Raw genomic sequence first — 14,812 nt, forward strand, 5'->3', positions numbered from 1 at the left:
CATGAAAAAACTGATCACGGCAGGACTGATGTTGTGGGCCAGCAGCACCCAGGTGCTGGCCGATGCGGCGAGCGATCTGCAGCAGAGGCTGTCGGCCCTGGGGCGGTTTTCCGCCGACTTCAGCCAGCAGGTCTATGACGAAAGCGGTGCCCCCATGCAACGGGCCGAGGGCAGCATGCAGCTGGCCCGGCCCGACCGCTTTCGCTGGCACACCACCTCGCCCGACGAGAGCCTGATCGTGTCCGACGGCACCGATGTGTGGATGTACGACCCCTTTGTGGAGCAGGTGAGCATACTGCCCCTGGCTCAGGCGGTGAAGAATACGCCGTTTCTGCTGATTTCGGGGGCCGATCGCTCGCGCTGGCAGGGCTACAAGGTCAGCCAGCAGGGCAGCAGTTTTGTGGTGACCAGCAAGGATCCGGCGGAGCTGATACAGCGCTTTACCCTGCGCTTTGACAATCAGGGCCGGCTGTCGCGCTTTACCGTGGTGGAGTCGGGCGGCCAGCGCAGCGAGTTTACCCTGAGCCGGTTCAACACCAGCCCCACGCTTGCTGCCAGTGCCTTTCGCTTCACCCCGCCGCCCGGCGTGATGGTGGACGATCAGCGGTAAGGAAAGGTCATGAGTACCCTGAGCCTGGACTTCGAGCAGGACGACTTTCGCCCGCTGGCGGCGCGCATGCGCCCCGAGCGCATCGAGCAGTATCTGGGCCAGCAGCATATTCTGGGGCCGGGCAAGCCGCTGCGCCGGGCGCTGGAAGGCGGTCACTGCCATTCCATGATTTTGTGGGGGCCGCCGGGCACCGGCAAAACCACCCTGGCGGAGCTGGCGGCCCATTACTGCGATGCCCAGGTGGAGCGGGTATCGGCGGTCACCTCCGGAGTCAAGGACATTCGTGCCGCCATCGAGCGGGCCTGGGAGCACAAGCTGGCCGGGCGGCGCACCATTCTGTTTGTGGACGAGGTGCACCGCTTCAACAAGTCCCAGCAGGATGCCTTTCTGCCCCATATCGAGGACGGCACCGTCACTTTTATCGGCGCCACTACCGAAAACCCTTCATTTGAACTGAACAACGCCCTGTTGTCCCGGGCCCGGGTCTACCTGCTCAAGCGCCTCGAAACCGCGGATGTGGAAGCCATGATTAATCAGGCCCTCAACGACCAGCGCGGCCTGGCGGGGCAGGGCATTGAGCTGGCCGAGGGGGTGCAGCGGGCGCTGGCCGAGCTGGTGGACGGCGACGGCCGCAAGGCGCTCAACTACCTCGAGCTGCTGGCGGACATGGCCGAGGAGCACAACGGCGTGCGCCGCATCGACAAGGCGCTGCTGGCGGAGGTGACCGGCGAGCGGCTGGCCCGCTTCGATAACCAGGGTGATCTCTATTACGATTTAATCTCCGCCATTCACAAGTCCATTCGCGGCTCCAACCCCGATGCCGGCCTGTACTGGTATGCCCGCATGATCACCGCCGGCTGCGATCCTCTCTACATAGCCCGCCGGCTGCTGGCCATTGCCTCGGAAGACATTGGCCTGGCCGACCCCAGGGCCATGGACGTGGCGCTGGCGGCCTGGGACTGCTTTACTCGGGTGGGGCCGGCGGAAGGGGAGCGGGCCATCGCCCAGGCCATTGTCTATCTGGCCTGTGCCCCCAAGAGCAATGCCCTCTACACCGCCTGGAAGGCGGCGCTGAAGGATGCCCGCGAGCAGCCCGACTTCGAAGTGCCCATACACCTGCGCAACGCCCCCACCAGACTGATGCAGGAGCTGGGGCACGGCGCCGAGTACCGCTACGCCCACAACGAGCCCGGCGCCTATGCCGCCGGTGAAACCTACCTGCCCGAGGCCATGGCCGGACGCCGCTACTATGTGCCCAACGAACGTGGCTTTGAGCAGAAAATTCAGGCCAAGCTCGACTACCTGAGCAAGCTGGACGCGCAGGCAAGCAGCAAGCGGTAGCCGAACCGGCCCTGCTCGCCTTGGCCCGCCGGCGGGGATGCTGATAAACTGTGGCCCGAACCGACTTTAATCCTGGCGTGCAAACGCATCACACGAATTTAAGGTAACTCATGCTGGACTCCAAATACCTGCGCAGCGACATCGACGACACGGCCGCGCGGCTGGCAAGCCGTGGCTTCACCCTGGATACCGCCCTGTTCAATGGTCTGGAAGAGCGCCGCAAGACCCTGCAGGCCCGCACCCAGGAGCTGCAGGCCGAGCGCAACGCCCGCTCCAAGGCCATTGGCCAGGCCGCCCGCAACGGCGAAGACATTGCCCCGCTGAAGGCGGCGGTGACCGCCATCAACGACGAGCTGGACGGCTGCAAGGTGGAGCTGGACCAGCTGCTGAACGACATTCAGGCTTTTTGCGCCGCCATTCCCAACCTGCCCCACGAGTCGGTGCCGGTGGGCAAGGACGAACACGACAACGTGCTGGTGCGCAGCTGGGGCGAGCCCACTCAGCTTGGCTTTGAGCCGAAGGATCACGTGGCGCTGGGCGAAGCCCTGGCCGGCCTCGACTTTGAAGGCGCGGTCAAGCTGTCCGGCTCCCGCTTTGTGATCATGCAGGGCCAGATCGCCCGCCTGCACCGGGCCCTGGCCCAGTTCATGCTGGACCTGCACACCAGCGAGCACGGCTACACCGAGTGCTACGTGCCCTATCTGGTGAACAGCGACAGCCTGTACGGCACCGGCCAGCTGCCCAAGTTTTCCGCCGATCTGTTTCACACCGCCATCGACGGCGAGGGTGAGGAAGAAGGCAAGGTACGCCGCTTCTCGCTGATCCCCACTTCCGAAGTGCCGCTGACCAACATCGGCCGGGACGAGATCTTTGAGCCGGGCCAGCTGCCGCTCAAGCTCACCGCCCACACCCCCTGCTTTCGCTCCGAGGCCGGCTCTTACGGTCGCGACACCCGGGGGCTTATCCGCATGCACCAGTTCGACAAGGTGGAAATGGTGCAGCTGGTGCACCCCGACACCTCCTGGGATGCGCTGGAAGAAATGGTCGGCCATGCCGAAAAGGTGCTGCAGCGGCTGGAACTGCCCTACCGGGTGATGGCCCTGTGCACTGGCGACATGGGCTTTGGCGCCGCCAAGACCTACGATCTGGAAGTGTGGCTGCCGGCCCAGAACACCTACCGGGAGATCTCTTCTGTGTCCAACTGCGGTGACTTCCAGGCCCGCCGCATGCAGGCCCGGGTGCGCGGTGCCGACGGAAAGCCCCAGTTGCTGCATACCCTCAACGGCTCCGGCCTGGCGGTGGGCCGTACCCTGGTGGCGGTGCTGGAAAACTATCAGCAGGAAGACGGCCGCATTCGCGTGCCCGAGGTGCTCAGGCCCTATATGGGCGGGCTGGAATTTATCGGCTGAGCACTGGTTTCATTAAAATACCTCTTCCCCGCGAAGACCTTCAGAATATGTCGCCCCCGCGAAGGCGGGGGGCCATGTTTGGCCCGGCACGGCTCTGCAGATCGGCGCCGGGTTGATGGTTTTCCGCCTGCGCGGAAATGACGGCTTGCCCCCGATAATTTCATATTGAATGAAGTTTATCCGCTTTTTCGTCGCCTTTTACCGAGGGGTTTTGGTAGAATGCGCGGCAATCAGGAGGGCTTCGGCACTAACATGATGGTTTGGATAGACTACGTAATACTCGGCATTATCGGCCTGTCGGCCCTCATCAGCCTGGTCCGCGGCTTCGTCAAGGAAGCCATGTCGCTCGCCACCTGGGTGGTTGCCTTTTTCATCGCCAGCCGTTTCTACGCCGATCTGGCGGTGTTTCTCGAACTTTCCGATCCGCTGTTCCGCAATGGCGCCGCCATTGCCATTCTGTTTGTGCTTACCCTTATCCTGGGCGCCCTGGTCAACTACATTGTCGGCGAGCTGGTCACCCGCACCGGCCTGTCGGGCACCGATAGGGTGCTGGGCGTCTGTTTTGGCGCCGTGCGTGGCGTGTTTATCGTGGCCGCGCTGCTGCTGTTTGTCGATACCCTGACCGCCTTTTCCCACAGCCCGTGGTGGAAAGAGTCGGTGCTCATTCCCGAGTTTGGTATCGTGATCCAGTGGTTTTTTAATATGCTGCAGAATTCATCCAGCTTCTTACCCCCCAAGCTATAGTAATTCGAGGAAATTTGGACATGTGTGGGATTGTCGGTATTCAAGGTACGACCCCGGTCAACCAGGCGCTGTACGACGCGCTTACGGTGCTTCAGCACAGAGGACAGGATGCCGCCGGCATCGTTACCATCTCCGGTGACACCTTTCGCCAGCGCAAGGCCAACGGCCTGGTGCGGGACGTGTTTGAAGAGCGCCACATGGAGCGCCTTGTCGGCAATGTCGGCATCGGTCATGTCCGTTATCCCACCGCCGGCAGCAGCAGCGTGGCCCAGGCCCAGCCCTTCTATGTGAATTCGCCCTTTGGCATTGCCCTGGCCCACAACGGCAACCTGACCAATGCCGCCGAGCTGAAGGAAGAGCAGTTCCGCGTGGCCCGCCGCCATATCAACACCACCTCCGACTCGGAAGTGCTGATCAACGTGTTGGCCCACGAGCTGGATCAGCAGACCCAAAAGCTGCATCTGGAGCCGGAGCACGTGTTTGCGGCCGTCGGCAAGGTGCACGAAAAGGTGCGCGGCGCCTATGCCGCGGTGGCGGTGATCATCGGTCACGGCATGCTGGCGTTTCGCGACCCCAACGGCATTCGGCCGCTGGTGCTGGGCAAGCGTGATGCGGAAAACGGCGGCACCGAGTACATGGTGGCGTCGGAAAGCGTGGCCCTGGACGCGGTGGGTTTTGAGCTGATTCGCGACGTGGCTCCGGGCGAGGCGGTTTACATCACCGAGCAGGGCGAGCTGTTCACCCAGCAGTGTGCAGATCAGCCCCAGCATCACTCCTGCATTTTCGAGTATGTGTATTTTGCCCGTCCGGACTCCTTTATCGACAAGGTGTCTGTGTACGCCGCCCGCGTGCGCATGGGCCAGAAGCTGGGCGCCAAGATTGCCCGGGAATGGGAAGATCTCAATATTGACGTGGTGATCCCGATTCCGGAAACCTCCTGCGACATCGCCCTGGAAATCGCCCACAACCTGCAGTTGCCTTACCGCCAGGGCTTTGTGAAGAACCGCTATATCGGCCGTACCTTCATCATGCCCGGCCAGCAGCAGCGCCGGCAGTCGGTGCGCCGCAAGCTCAATGCCATTCCGTCGGAATTTGCCGGCAAGAACGTGCTGCTGGTGGACGACTCCATTGTGCGCGGCACCACCTCCGAGCAGATCATTCAGATGGCCCGGGACGCGGGTGCCAAAAAGGTGTATTTTGCCTCGGCCGCGCCGGAGATTCGTTTTCCCAATGTGTACGGCATCGACATGCCGTCGGCCAACGAGCTGATCGCCTATGGCCGCGAATCCGACGAGATCTGCAAGCTCATTGGTGCCGACGGCCTGATCTTTCAGGAGCTGGAAGATCTGGAAGATGCGGTGCGCCACTTCAACCCCGAGCTGCGCCGCTTTGAAACTTCGGTGTTCACCGGCGAGTACGTGACCCAGGATGTAAATCAGGAATACCTGGACGCGCTCAACTCCCAGCGCAACGACACCGCCAAGCAGAAAGACAGCATCGACAACAGCCACCTGGAAATGTACAACGAAGGTCAGTCATAACGATGCAAAAAAGCCGGGAAGACTCCCGGCTTTTTATTGCCCGTTGAGTGGGCTCAGTAGGTGTAAACCGGGCCGATGCCCCAGCTCCATACGATGACCGAGCCGACCATGATGCACACCAGCAGGATCAGGCCGCAGGTTACCACCGAGCTGGCATAGATAAAGCCGCGCTCTTCGGGAATGTGCATGATGATGGGCACCCCGGAATAGAGCAGATACACCGAGTAGGCCAGGCCCGCCAGGCCCACCAGCATCAGGAATACCGGGTCCGGGTAGAGCACCGCCAGTCCGGTCATGAACAGGGGCGTGGCGGTGTAGGCGGCCAGCTCCATGCTCTGGGTAAAGGTGGGGCTGGCACCAAAGGTTTTGGCCATCCAGAAGGTGAGGTAGGCGAGGGCGAAGACGCCGCCGATCAGGGTGAAGTACATACCCACCGACATCACCAGCGCACTGCCCGTGGTCATCATGATGGTGTTCTGGGTACCGAAGGTCCAGCCGATCATGGTGGCCGAAATAAAGGTACAGACCGAGGGTATCAGGGCGATAAACGCCAGGTGGGTGAGGCTGTAGCTGAGACTTTCGTGGTGATCGTCTATGGTATGCCACTCATCCTTGGGGTGGGCATACAGACCCCAGATATGATTCAAAAGCATGGCTCTTTCCCCCAAATATTCCGCAGCCGGCTGGCTGAAAACGGGTTTGAGTTGAAACGAGGGAGCTCGTTCCGCCTCTGATTAGTTATTGGTCACGCCATGACCTGCGTCAAGTTTTTCTACGTATAAACCACAGTTGTTGAGCTTTTGCTAATGTTCACCACCGGGCTTTCCGGCGGCGTTGACGGCAAAGCCCCTGGCTTGCGCAGGGAACACAGCGCGCTCTGATAAACTGTCGGTATTTTGGATCATTTATAAGCAAAACAATGATTTCTGTCTGGTGCCGCTTGTAAGTTCATACTATCTTGTTCGCCCGGCTGTCATATTTCGATACCCATGCTTACGACCGTAATTCAACAGGCCATTATTTTGCTGGCCATGGGCTGGGCGCTGTCGCTCAATGTGCGCAGGGGCTGGCACCGCCCCCGGCTGCTGGTGGTGACGTCCGGCTTCTGGTTTGGCCTGGCGGCCATTGTCTGCATGCTGCAGCCCCTGACCGTGGCGCCGGGTGTGCTGCTGGATGCCCGCAACGGCGTCATGTTTGTGGCCGGGCTGTTTGCCGGCCCGGTTTCCGGTGCCCTGGCGGCGCTGGTAGCCGGCGGGTTCCGGTTATGGCTGGGCGGTGATGGCGCCCTGACCGGTACCCTCAACGTCTGGCTGGCGCTGTTGCTGGGGCTGGGATTTCGCCATTGTGTGGCACGGGGCTGGCTGCAACTGCGCATCAGCCACCTGCTGCCGGTGGTACTGCTGCTGCATGTTTCCACGCTTGGCATGGTGGCCGCCCTGATGAGCCCGGAAAACCGGCTGTTGCTGCCTGTGCATCTGTGGCCCTTCCTGGCGGTAATGGTACCTCTGACCCTGATGCTGGCGCAGATCCTGCGCGATGCCGAGCAGCGACAACGGCAGCAGGCAACGCTGAAGGAAAGTGAGTCCCGGCTGCGGGCCATTACCGGCGCGCTGCCGGATCTGATGTTTGTGATGGATGAGGACGGTCGCTATCTGGAGGTGATGGCGTCCCACCCGTCCTTGCGTTATCCGGTAAACGACGGCGTCATTGGCAAGCGGGTGGATGAGCTGTTTCCCCCCGAGCAGGCAAGCGTGTTCGTGAATTTCATTCACGACACCCTGGCCAATCCGTGCACCCGGCGGCTGGTCTATGAGCTGGATACCTTTGAAGGGCGGCGCATGTTTGAAAGCCAGGCCCAGGCCATGGATGCCCCCCTTGGGCAAAAACGCGCCGTGGTGGTGCTGACCCGCGATATCACCCAACGGGTGCATAACGAAACCGAATTGCGCATTGCGGCGGTGGCCTTTGAAAGTTTCGAAGGCATGCTGGTGACCGATGCTCAAAACCGTATTTTGCGGGTTAACCGGGCCTTTACCGACATCACCGGTTATACCGCCGAAGAGGTCGTTGGCCACACCCCGGCCCTGTTCAGCTCCGGTCAGCACGACGGTGAATTTTACCGGAAAATGTGGCAATGCATTAATGAGCAGGGGCACTGGCAGGGGGAAATCTGCAACAAGCGCAAGTCCGGGCAGGTTTATCCCCAGTGGCTGTCGATCAGTGCGGTGCGCGACGAGCAGGGTGACGTCAGCCATTATGTGGCCTCCATTACCGACATTACCCAGCGCAAGAAGGATGCCGAACGCATCAACCATCTGGCTTTTTACGACGGGGTGACCGGCCTGCCCAACCGTCGTTTTCTCAACGAGCGCATCGGGCAGCACCAGCAGGATGACCATGGCACCGGGCTGATTTTTATCGATCTCGACAACTTCAAGGACATTAACGATCTCTGGGGACTCGGTGTCGGGGATCAGCTGCTGCAACAGGCCGCCCAGCGCCTGAACAAGGCGCTGCGGGAGCAGGACATGGTGGCGCGCCTGGGGGGCGACGAATTTGTGGTGTTGCTGGCCGGCTTGCCGGCGGATCGCCATCGCGCCGCCGCCCAGCTGGAGCAAACCGGCCATCGCCTGCTGGCGCTGCTGGAGCAGCCCTATGTGCACGAGAATCATATTTTGCGCTGCAGCGCCAGCCTGGGGGTGGTGTTGCTGCAAAACACCGGGCTTTCTCCCGACGAGCTGGTGCAACAGGCGGAGCTGGCCATGTATGACGCCAAGAACGGCGGCAAGGGCAAGCTCCGTTTCTTTGATCCCCAAATGCAGGAAGTGGTGGCCCGGCGGCTGCGGCTGGAAGAAGACATTTTGCGTGGCCTGGAGGCCGGGGAGTTCAGGGCGCACTTTCAGCCCCAGTTCGATTATCAGGGCAACATGGTCGGCGCCGAGGCGCTGGTGCGCTGGTATCACCCCGAGCGGGGCATACTGGCGCCCGGCGCCTTTATGGCGGTGGCCGATGAAGCCGGGCTGATGAACCGCATCGACCGCATGGTGCTGGCTCAGTCCTGCCGGCAGATGGCGGCCTGGGCCCGGCAGCCGGCCTTCAGCGATTTTACCCTGTCGGTCAACATCAGCGCCGCCCGCCTGTATCAGGCCGAATTTATTGAAGACGTGCTGGGCATTTTCAGGCAGACCGGCGTCAATCCGGCGGCCATCAAGCTGGAAATTACCGAGTCCATGCTGCTGGACGACATGGCCACCGCCATTACCCGCATGCAGGCCCTGAAGCGGCACGGCGTGCGTTTTGCCATTGACGATTTCGGCACCGGCTATTCATCCTTGCTGTATTTGCAACAGCTGCCGCTGGATCAGCTCAAGATCGATCAGTCCTTTGTGCGCGCCCTGCCCGGAGATGACAACAGCCTGAGCATCATCAAGGCCATTGTGGCCATGGCGCACAGCCTGAAACTGGAGGTGATTGCGGAAGGGGTGGAAACCGACGCTCAGCGCCAGCTGCTGCATCTGCATGGTTGCCAGCATTACCAGGGCTATTTGCTGTCCCGTCCCGAGCCCGCTGAGGTGGTGGAAGCCCAGCTCGGCCGGCGCCTGTGCTCTTAGTGAGCCGCTCCCTGGTCCGGCCTGGCGAGTACCACCAGGTTGCGACCGTTACCCTTGGCCTGGTACAGCGCCTGATCGGCCAGCTTCAATACCTGGCCGATGGTCGCACCGGTATCGGGCCAGTGGGCCACCCCCAGCGAGACGGTGATGTGACCCACCTCGGCCATGGCGGTGACCGCCACCCGCCGGCGTAGCCGTTCGGCCATCTCGCGGGCGTGTTCGGCGGAGGTGCCGGGCAGAAAAATCATGAACTCCTCTCCGCCGCTGCGGCACAGAATGTCGCCCCGGCGTGCCTGTGCCTGCATGACCTTGGCCAGGGTCTGAATGACCTGATCACCGATATCGTGACCAAAATTGTCATTTACCCGCTTGAAGTGGTCAATGTCCAGCGCGATCACCGAAAAAGGGATCTGCTCCTGCTCATGGTTATCCAGCACCTGCTGCATGCCGCGGCGGTTGAACAGGCCGGTGAGGGCATCGGTGTGGCTGTCGGTATGCAGCTTGTTGATGCGGTCGTTGAGCAGGCCAATGCCGCGCACGATGGCGCGTTTGAGCTGGGCCGCTTCAAAATACCATGACGGCACGCCGGCAATGTCGGCCTGGGCGCTTTGCCTGTTCATGACTCGGGCGGAGGTGGCCAGTTGCCACAGCGGCCGGGAGATAAACAGCGCCGACAGCCAGATCCCCGCCAGGGTCAGCAGTCCGACGGGAATGCTTTTGAGAATGACCCGCAGCAGGTGCTCGTTAATGCCGGCCAGGGTGGCGGCCTTGGGCCGCTGTGCCACTATGCCCCAGCCGGTGCTGCTGACCGGGGCAAAGCCGGCGAGCATATCTATGCCCCTGGAGTTGACCACCTTGTGGGCATATTCCCGGCCCTGCAATACCTCATCGATCGCCGGGTTGCCGCTGATGCGCTCGCCAATGCGGGACGGCTCAGGGTGATAGATCAGGGTCCGGTGGCGGTCGACCACATACAGGTAGGAGCCATCCTGATAGTAGTGCCTGCCGAGCAGCCTGCTCAGAATATTGTTCTGTTGCAGGTAGATGGTGCCGGCGATATAGCCGAGGTAGTCGCCGTTGGCGGCAAACACCGGGTGTGACAGGCTGACGATATAGTTGCCGGACGGCGACACAAAGGGATCGGTGATCAGCGGCTTTTTCGCCTCGAGAGACTGACGGGCGCTGGCGGAGCTGAGCCTGAGCCCCTTGACCTGCAGGGTATCGGGAGAGGTGGCCACAATCACCCCGTCGGCATTGACCACCACCACGGAGTTGAAGCTGTCACTTTGGTGATGCAGGCGCCGGGCTTCCGCCATCAGCGCCGCCTCGTCTTCCATGCTGGTGACCAGTTGGCCGGCACTGTAGGCCAGTTGCTGGCGGGTGGACTGAATAAAGCTTTCGGTCACTTCCGCCAGCTTGGCCGCGTATACCCGGTTGGCTTCCAGGGTGTTGTTGATCAACAGGGTACGCTGTACCTCGTAGGTGGCGTAAAAGCTGTTGCACAGGGTGATCACCACGCTGAAGATGGCCATGGCCAGCATCAGGTTGCGAAGATTGAGCCGGGGCAGCGGGCTGGTGGGCATGAATACGGAACCTGGAAACGGACGCCTTGCGCGCCTGGTGCTAAGTGTTTATGAATATTAATGAAATTTGGCCGCAATGACCACCGCATGACGCCGGCCGGAGCCGCCGCCTCAGGCTGAGGCGCGGTGGTCGAACCGATCCCAGAACGGTGGATCCCCGAAATAGCCGTCAAGAAAGTCGAGAAAACAGGTCACCTTGCTCGCCTGCAGCTTGCGGTGGGCGTAAACCGCATACAGCCCCATGGGAGCGGGCTCGTGGTCGGGCAGGATCACCTGCAGCCGGCCATCGTGAATGGCCTGGCCGGCAATAAAGGTGGGCTGAATGGTGATGCCGGCGCCGGCCATGGCGGCCTGGACCAGCACTTCCCCGTTATTGCTGCGCAACTGGCCCCCCTGGGCCCGCTCGGCGGTGCGCAGCCACGCCTGCAGGTGCGGATGCCCGAGGCCCTCTTCCATGTAGTGATAGTGCAGATAGCGATGGCCCTGCAGCTCTTCAGGGTGGCGGGGGGTGCCGTGGCGGGCCAGGTAGGCCGGTGACGCGCACATGACCAGCCGGACCGGGGCTATGCGTCTGGCGATGAGCGAGGAGCTTTTCAGGCGGCCGATGCGCAGGGCGATGTCAAACCCTTCTTCCACAATATCCACCTTGCGATCGTTCAGTTGCAGATCGATGTCCACGGCCGGATAGGCGAGCTGAAAGTCGTGCAGCAGCGGCGTCAGGTGCAGGGTGGCAAAGGATACAGGCGCACTGATGCGCAGTTGCCCGCGCGCGCTTTGCTGCAGGTTGCCCAGCTGGTTTTCCATGTCGTCAATGTCATCCAGGATCTGCCGGGCATGCAGCACCAGGCGGGAGCCGGCTTCGGTGAGATGCACCTTGCGGGTGGTGCGGTTGAGCAGGCGCACCCCCAGCCGTTCTTCCAGCTGGGATACCTGTTTGCTGATCTGCTGGGGGGAGGTATTCAGCCGCCGGGCGGCATGGGTAAATCCGCCTTCGGTGGTGACGGCGATAAAGGCACGCATGGCATCAATGCGATCCATGGCCGGACTCCTGCGTTGAGGTGGGCTGACTGAAATTATCAACCAATCGATGATAATTGTTCAACAAAACCGCTATTTTTAAGTTTTTGGCTTGATATTACCATGGCGTCAGTTTCCGGTGAGCGGCACCGGGTCCACCTCATTACTGTTATTACGAGGAAAACATCATGGCAACAACATCTGTACGCGCTCTGTTTCAATCCAACGGTGGTTACGCGGCCCTGGCCCTGCGGGTGCCGGTGGGCGTGATCCTGGCGGCTTACGGCGCCCAGAAGCTGTTCGGCTGGTTTGGTGGCTACGGGCTGGAAGGCACCGGTCAGTGGATGGCCAGCATCGGCCTGACGCCGGGCTACCTGATGGCCCTGCTGGCCGGCAGCGCCGAATTCTTTGGCGGTCTGGCCCTGGTACTGGGTCTGCTGACCCGCCCGGCGGCGCTGGTGTCGGCCTTTACCATGCTGGTGGCCGCGTTCAGCGTTCATATTGGCAATGGCCTGTTTATGTCAAACAACGGTTACGAGTACGCACTTACACTGTTTGCCGCCACTCTGGCCCTGGCCATTCAGGGAGCCGGACACGTCGCGCTGGACAATCGCGTGCTGGCGTTACTGAGCCAGGGCAAGTCTGCTGCCTGAGCCGGCGGCCCGGCACTTATCGGTATAAAAGTCCGGCCTTCCTCCTGCAGCTGCGGGGGAAAGGCCCGCCCATCGACAGGAGGAGCAGACAATGCTGGTAAAGGGTGAATGGAAAGAAAACTGGCAACCGGTGCAGAAGCAGGACGGACAGGGGCGCTTTATTCGCCAGACCTCGTCGTTTCGCAACTGGATCACGCCGGACGGCGCGCCGGGCAGGACCGGGCAGGGCGGTTTCAAGGCCGAGGCCGGGCGTTACCATCTGTATGTAGCCTATATCTGCCCCTGGGCATGCCGTACCCTGATGGCGCTCCGGCTGAAACGGCTGACCGACCTGATCGACGTGACCGTGGTTAACCCACGTCTGACCGAGCAGGGCTGGCGGTTTGGCGGCCATACGGGAGCGGGCGACGATGGGGTGAACGGCGCTCAGTACCTGCATCAACTCTATACACGGGCGGATTCAGACTTCAGCGGTCGCGCCACCGTGCCGGTGCTGTGGGACAAGCAGACCGGCACCATGGTCAACAACGAATCGGCGGATATTCTGCGCATGTTCAACACCGCCTTCAGCGCATTTGGCCGTCCGGGCCCGGATCTGTATCCGGCGGATTTGGCCGCCGACATCGACAGCCTGAACGAGCACCTTTACCGAAACCTGAATAACGGCGTCTACCAGGCCGGCTTTGCCACCACCCAGGTGGCCTATGAAGAGGCCTACCACAAGGTGTTTGCCACCCTCGACGAGCTGGAGTCCCGCCTGGCCGACGGCCGTGCCTTTCTCTTCGGAGAGCGGCTAACCGAGGCCGACATACGGCTTTTTGTGACCCTGGTACGGTTTGATGCGGCCTACCATGGCCTGTTCAAGTGCAACCGCAATACCCTGCGGGCCATGCCACAGCTTTATGCCTATATGCACCGGCTCCTGGCTCTGGACGACATTGCCGCTACCGTTAATCTGGATCATATCAAGGCGGGCTATTACTCCATCAAGGCGCTCAATCCGGGGGGCATTGTACCCGCCGGTCCGGGCGAGCTTTGAAAGCCCGCCATATTACCCACCATGACAGCAACCAGCGGGAGCATGCCAGCATGAGCACTACCACCGATATTCTCTTTATTTCCCATGGCGGCGGCCCGCTGCCACTGCTGGGAGATCCGGAACACCGGGACATGGTAAATACCCTCAAGGTATTTGCCGGCAAGCTGGCTCGGCCAGCGGCCATGCTGGTGATCAGCGCCCACTGGGAGGCTCGGGTGCCCACCGTGACCTCCGGAGCCTGCCCTGAGCTGATTTACGATTATTACGGCTTTCCGCCTGAGGCTTACTCCGTGCGTTACCCCTGCCCGGGTGAGCCCCGGCTGGCGCAGCAAGTTGTTCAGGCACTGGAAAAGGCGGGGATCCCGGCGGGCACGGATCAGCGGCGGGGGCTTGATCATGGCGTTTTTGTACCACTCCAGCTGATGTACCCGGAGGCGGACATACCCTGTGTGCAGTTGTCACTGGTTGACAGCCTGGACGCCGGACTGCACATCGCCATTGGCCGGACCCTGCGTTCGCTGGATTATGACAACCTGCTGGTGATCGGCTCCGGCTTTTCATTTCACAACATGCGGGCGTTTTTTGCCCCGCAAACGCCGGAGATGCGTGCCGCCAACCTGGCCTTTGAAAACTGGCTGGAAGACACCTGCGCTGGCCAGAATATGGATGAGAATGAACGCCAAAGCCGTTTGATTGATTGGGAAAGCGCGCCTCATGCCCGTTTCTGCCATCCTCGGGAAGAGCATCTGCTGCCACTGCATGTCTGTTATGGCCTGGCCGGCAAGGCCTGCGACGAGCATGTTTCCGCCACCATACTGGGAAAGCGCTCGGGCATGTTTTACTGGCATGTAAAGGCGGGGTGAGTTTCAGCAGAGGTGCAGAGTGAGATTGCTGCCTGATGTGTCTTTCGGTGTGACACTGGGTGTGACAGTTAGCCAGGATTTGGGTTGTTATTCGGAAAGTACTAATAAATAGCTACGTGCTTGTTTGTAAAAACAAAAAGGCCCCTTGCGGGGCCTTTCCAATCGATTGGTGGAGCTGGCGTCATCTTAACGGTGAGCTTAACGTCATGATTTTATTGATGTTACAGGATGTTAAATTTCAGGGTGTAGCTATCGGTGTAGCTAAAAATATGGTCACTTTTAACCGGGTTTACCGCTGCCAAAAGCCCTGAAAATTATTTTTTTGCGCTGTGCTGAATGGCTGAAAAATGAACTCAATCGGCGCTTTTCCCCATGCCTTGCAGTGTAACAGCACCGGTCTA

General features: G+C 61.0%; 12 protein-coding genes. 9 read left to right on the forward strand and 3 right to left on the reverse strand.

Annotated features, from left to right (window positions below; all coding sequences use genetic code 11):
* The first annotated feature begins 1 nt into the window (after position 1).
* The 5 genes from lolA (at position 2) to purF (ending at position 5,645) form a co-directional block, all read left to right on the forward strand.
* Positions 2 to 610, forward strand: coding sequence for an outer membrane lipoprotein periplasmic chaperone LolA (lolA, locus tag PU634_RS03600; protein WP_094199856.1), 609 nt, complete (start codon positions 2 to 4; stop codon positions 608 to 610).
* Between the two features lie 9 nt (positions 611 to 619).
* On the forward strand, positions 620 to 1,951 hold the full coding sequence (locus PU634_RS03605; RefSeq protein WP_306762699.1) for a replication-associated recombination protein A: 1,332 nt from the start codon (positions 620 to 622) through the stop codon (positions 1,949 to 1,951).
* A gap of 110 nt (positions 1,952 to 2,061) precedes the next feature.
* Complete coding sequence (serS, locus tag PU634_RS03610; RefSeq protein ID WP_306762700.1) at positions 2,062 to 3,360, forward strand: serine--tRNA ligase; 1,299 nt, start codon at positions 2,062 to 2,064, stop codon at positions 3,358 to 3,360.
* A gap of 255 nt (positions 3,361 to 3,615) precedes the next feature.
* Positions 3,616 to 4,104: a CvpA family protein gene (locus PU634_RS03615; protein WP_306763656.1), complete on the forward strand. Its 489-nt coding sequence runs from the start codon at positions 3,616 to 3,618 to the stop codon at positions 4,102 to 4,104.
* 20 nt (positions 4,105 to 4,124) lie between these two features.
* Positions 4,125 to 5,645, forward strand: a complete 1,521-nt coding sequence (gene purF, locus PU634_RS03620) for an amidophosphoribosyltransferase (RefSeq protein ID WP_306762701.1) — start codon at positions 4,125 to 4,127, stop codon at positions 5,643 to 5,645.
* Between the two features lie 53 nt (positions 5,646 to 5,698).
* Here the strand turns inward: purF and PU634_RS03625 are convergent, their stop codons facing one another.
* The gene (locus tag PU634_RS03625; RefSeq protein ID WP_306762702.1) at positions 5,699 to 6,298 is read right to left on the reverse strand and encodes a Yip1 family protein; all 600 of its coding nucleotides are present in this window, start codon (positions 6,296 to 6,298) and stop codon (positions 5,699 to 5,701) included.
* A 336-nt stretch (positions 6,299 to 6,634) separates the two neighbouring features.
* Between PU634_RS03625 and PU634_RS03630 the strand changes: the two genes are divergently transcribed.
* Complete coding sequence (locus tag PU634_RS03630; protein WP_306762703.1) at positions 6,635 to 9,256, forward strand: EAL domain-containing protein; 2,622 nt, start codon at positions 6,635 to 6,637, stop codon at positions 9,254 to 9,256.
* Here PU634_RS03630 and PU634_RS03635 read toward each other — a convergent pair.
* Positions 9,253 to 10,839, reverse strand: coding sequence for a sensor domain-containing diguanylate cyclase (locus PU634_RS03635; protein ID WP_306762704.1), 1,587 nt, complete (start codon positions 10,837 to 10,839; stop codon positions 9,253 to 9,255). The genes PU634_RS03630 and PU634_RS03635 overlap by 4 nt on opposite strands.
* Before the next feature lie 111 nt (positions 10,840 to 10,950).
* Positions 10,951 to 11,877 carry a LysR family transcriptional regulator gene (locus tag PU634_RS03640; protein WP_306762705.1) on the reverse strand — a complete coding sequence of 309 codons (927 nt, stop codon included), beginning with the start codon at positions 11,875 to 11,877 and terminating at the stop codon, positions 10,951 to 10,953.
* A 167-nt stretch (positions 11,878 to 12,044) separates the two neighbouring features.
* Between PU634_RS03640 and PU634_RS03645 the strand changes: the two genes are divergently transcribed.
* The 3 genes from PU634_RS03645 to PU634_RS03655 all read left to right on the forward strand — a co-directional run bounded on the left by PU634_RS03645 (position 12,045) and on the right by PU634_RS03655 (position 14,411).
* Entirely contained in the window at positions 12,045 to 12,509 is a 465-nt protein-coding gene (locus PU634_RS03645; RefSeq protein ID WP_306762706.1) for a DoxX family protein, read from the forward strand.
* 91 nt (positions 12,510 to 12,600) lie between these two features.
* On the forward strand, positions 12,601 to 13,548 hold the full coding sequence (locus tag PU634_RS03650) for a glutathione S-transferase family protein (protein ID WP_306762707.1): 948 nt from the start codon (positions 12,601 to 12,603) through the stop codon (positions 13,546 to 13,548).
* Positions 13,549 to 13,598: 50 nt separating this feature from the next.
* Positions 13,599 to 14,411, forward strand: a complete 813-nt coding sequence (locus tag PU634_RS03655; protein ID WP_306762708.1) for a DODA-type extradiol aromatic ring-opening family dioxygenase — start codon at positions 13,599 to 13,601, stop codon at positions 14,409 to 14,411.
* Positions 14,412 to 14,812 lie beyond the last annotated feature (401 nt).

This window comes from Oceanimonas pelagia (genome assembly GCF_030849025.1).
Lineage (GTDB): Bacteria > Pseudomonadota > Gammaproteobacteria > Enterobacterales > Aeromonadaceae > Oceanimonas > Oceanimonas pelagia.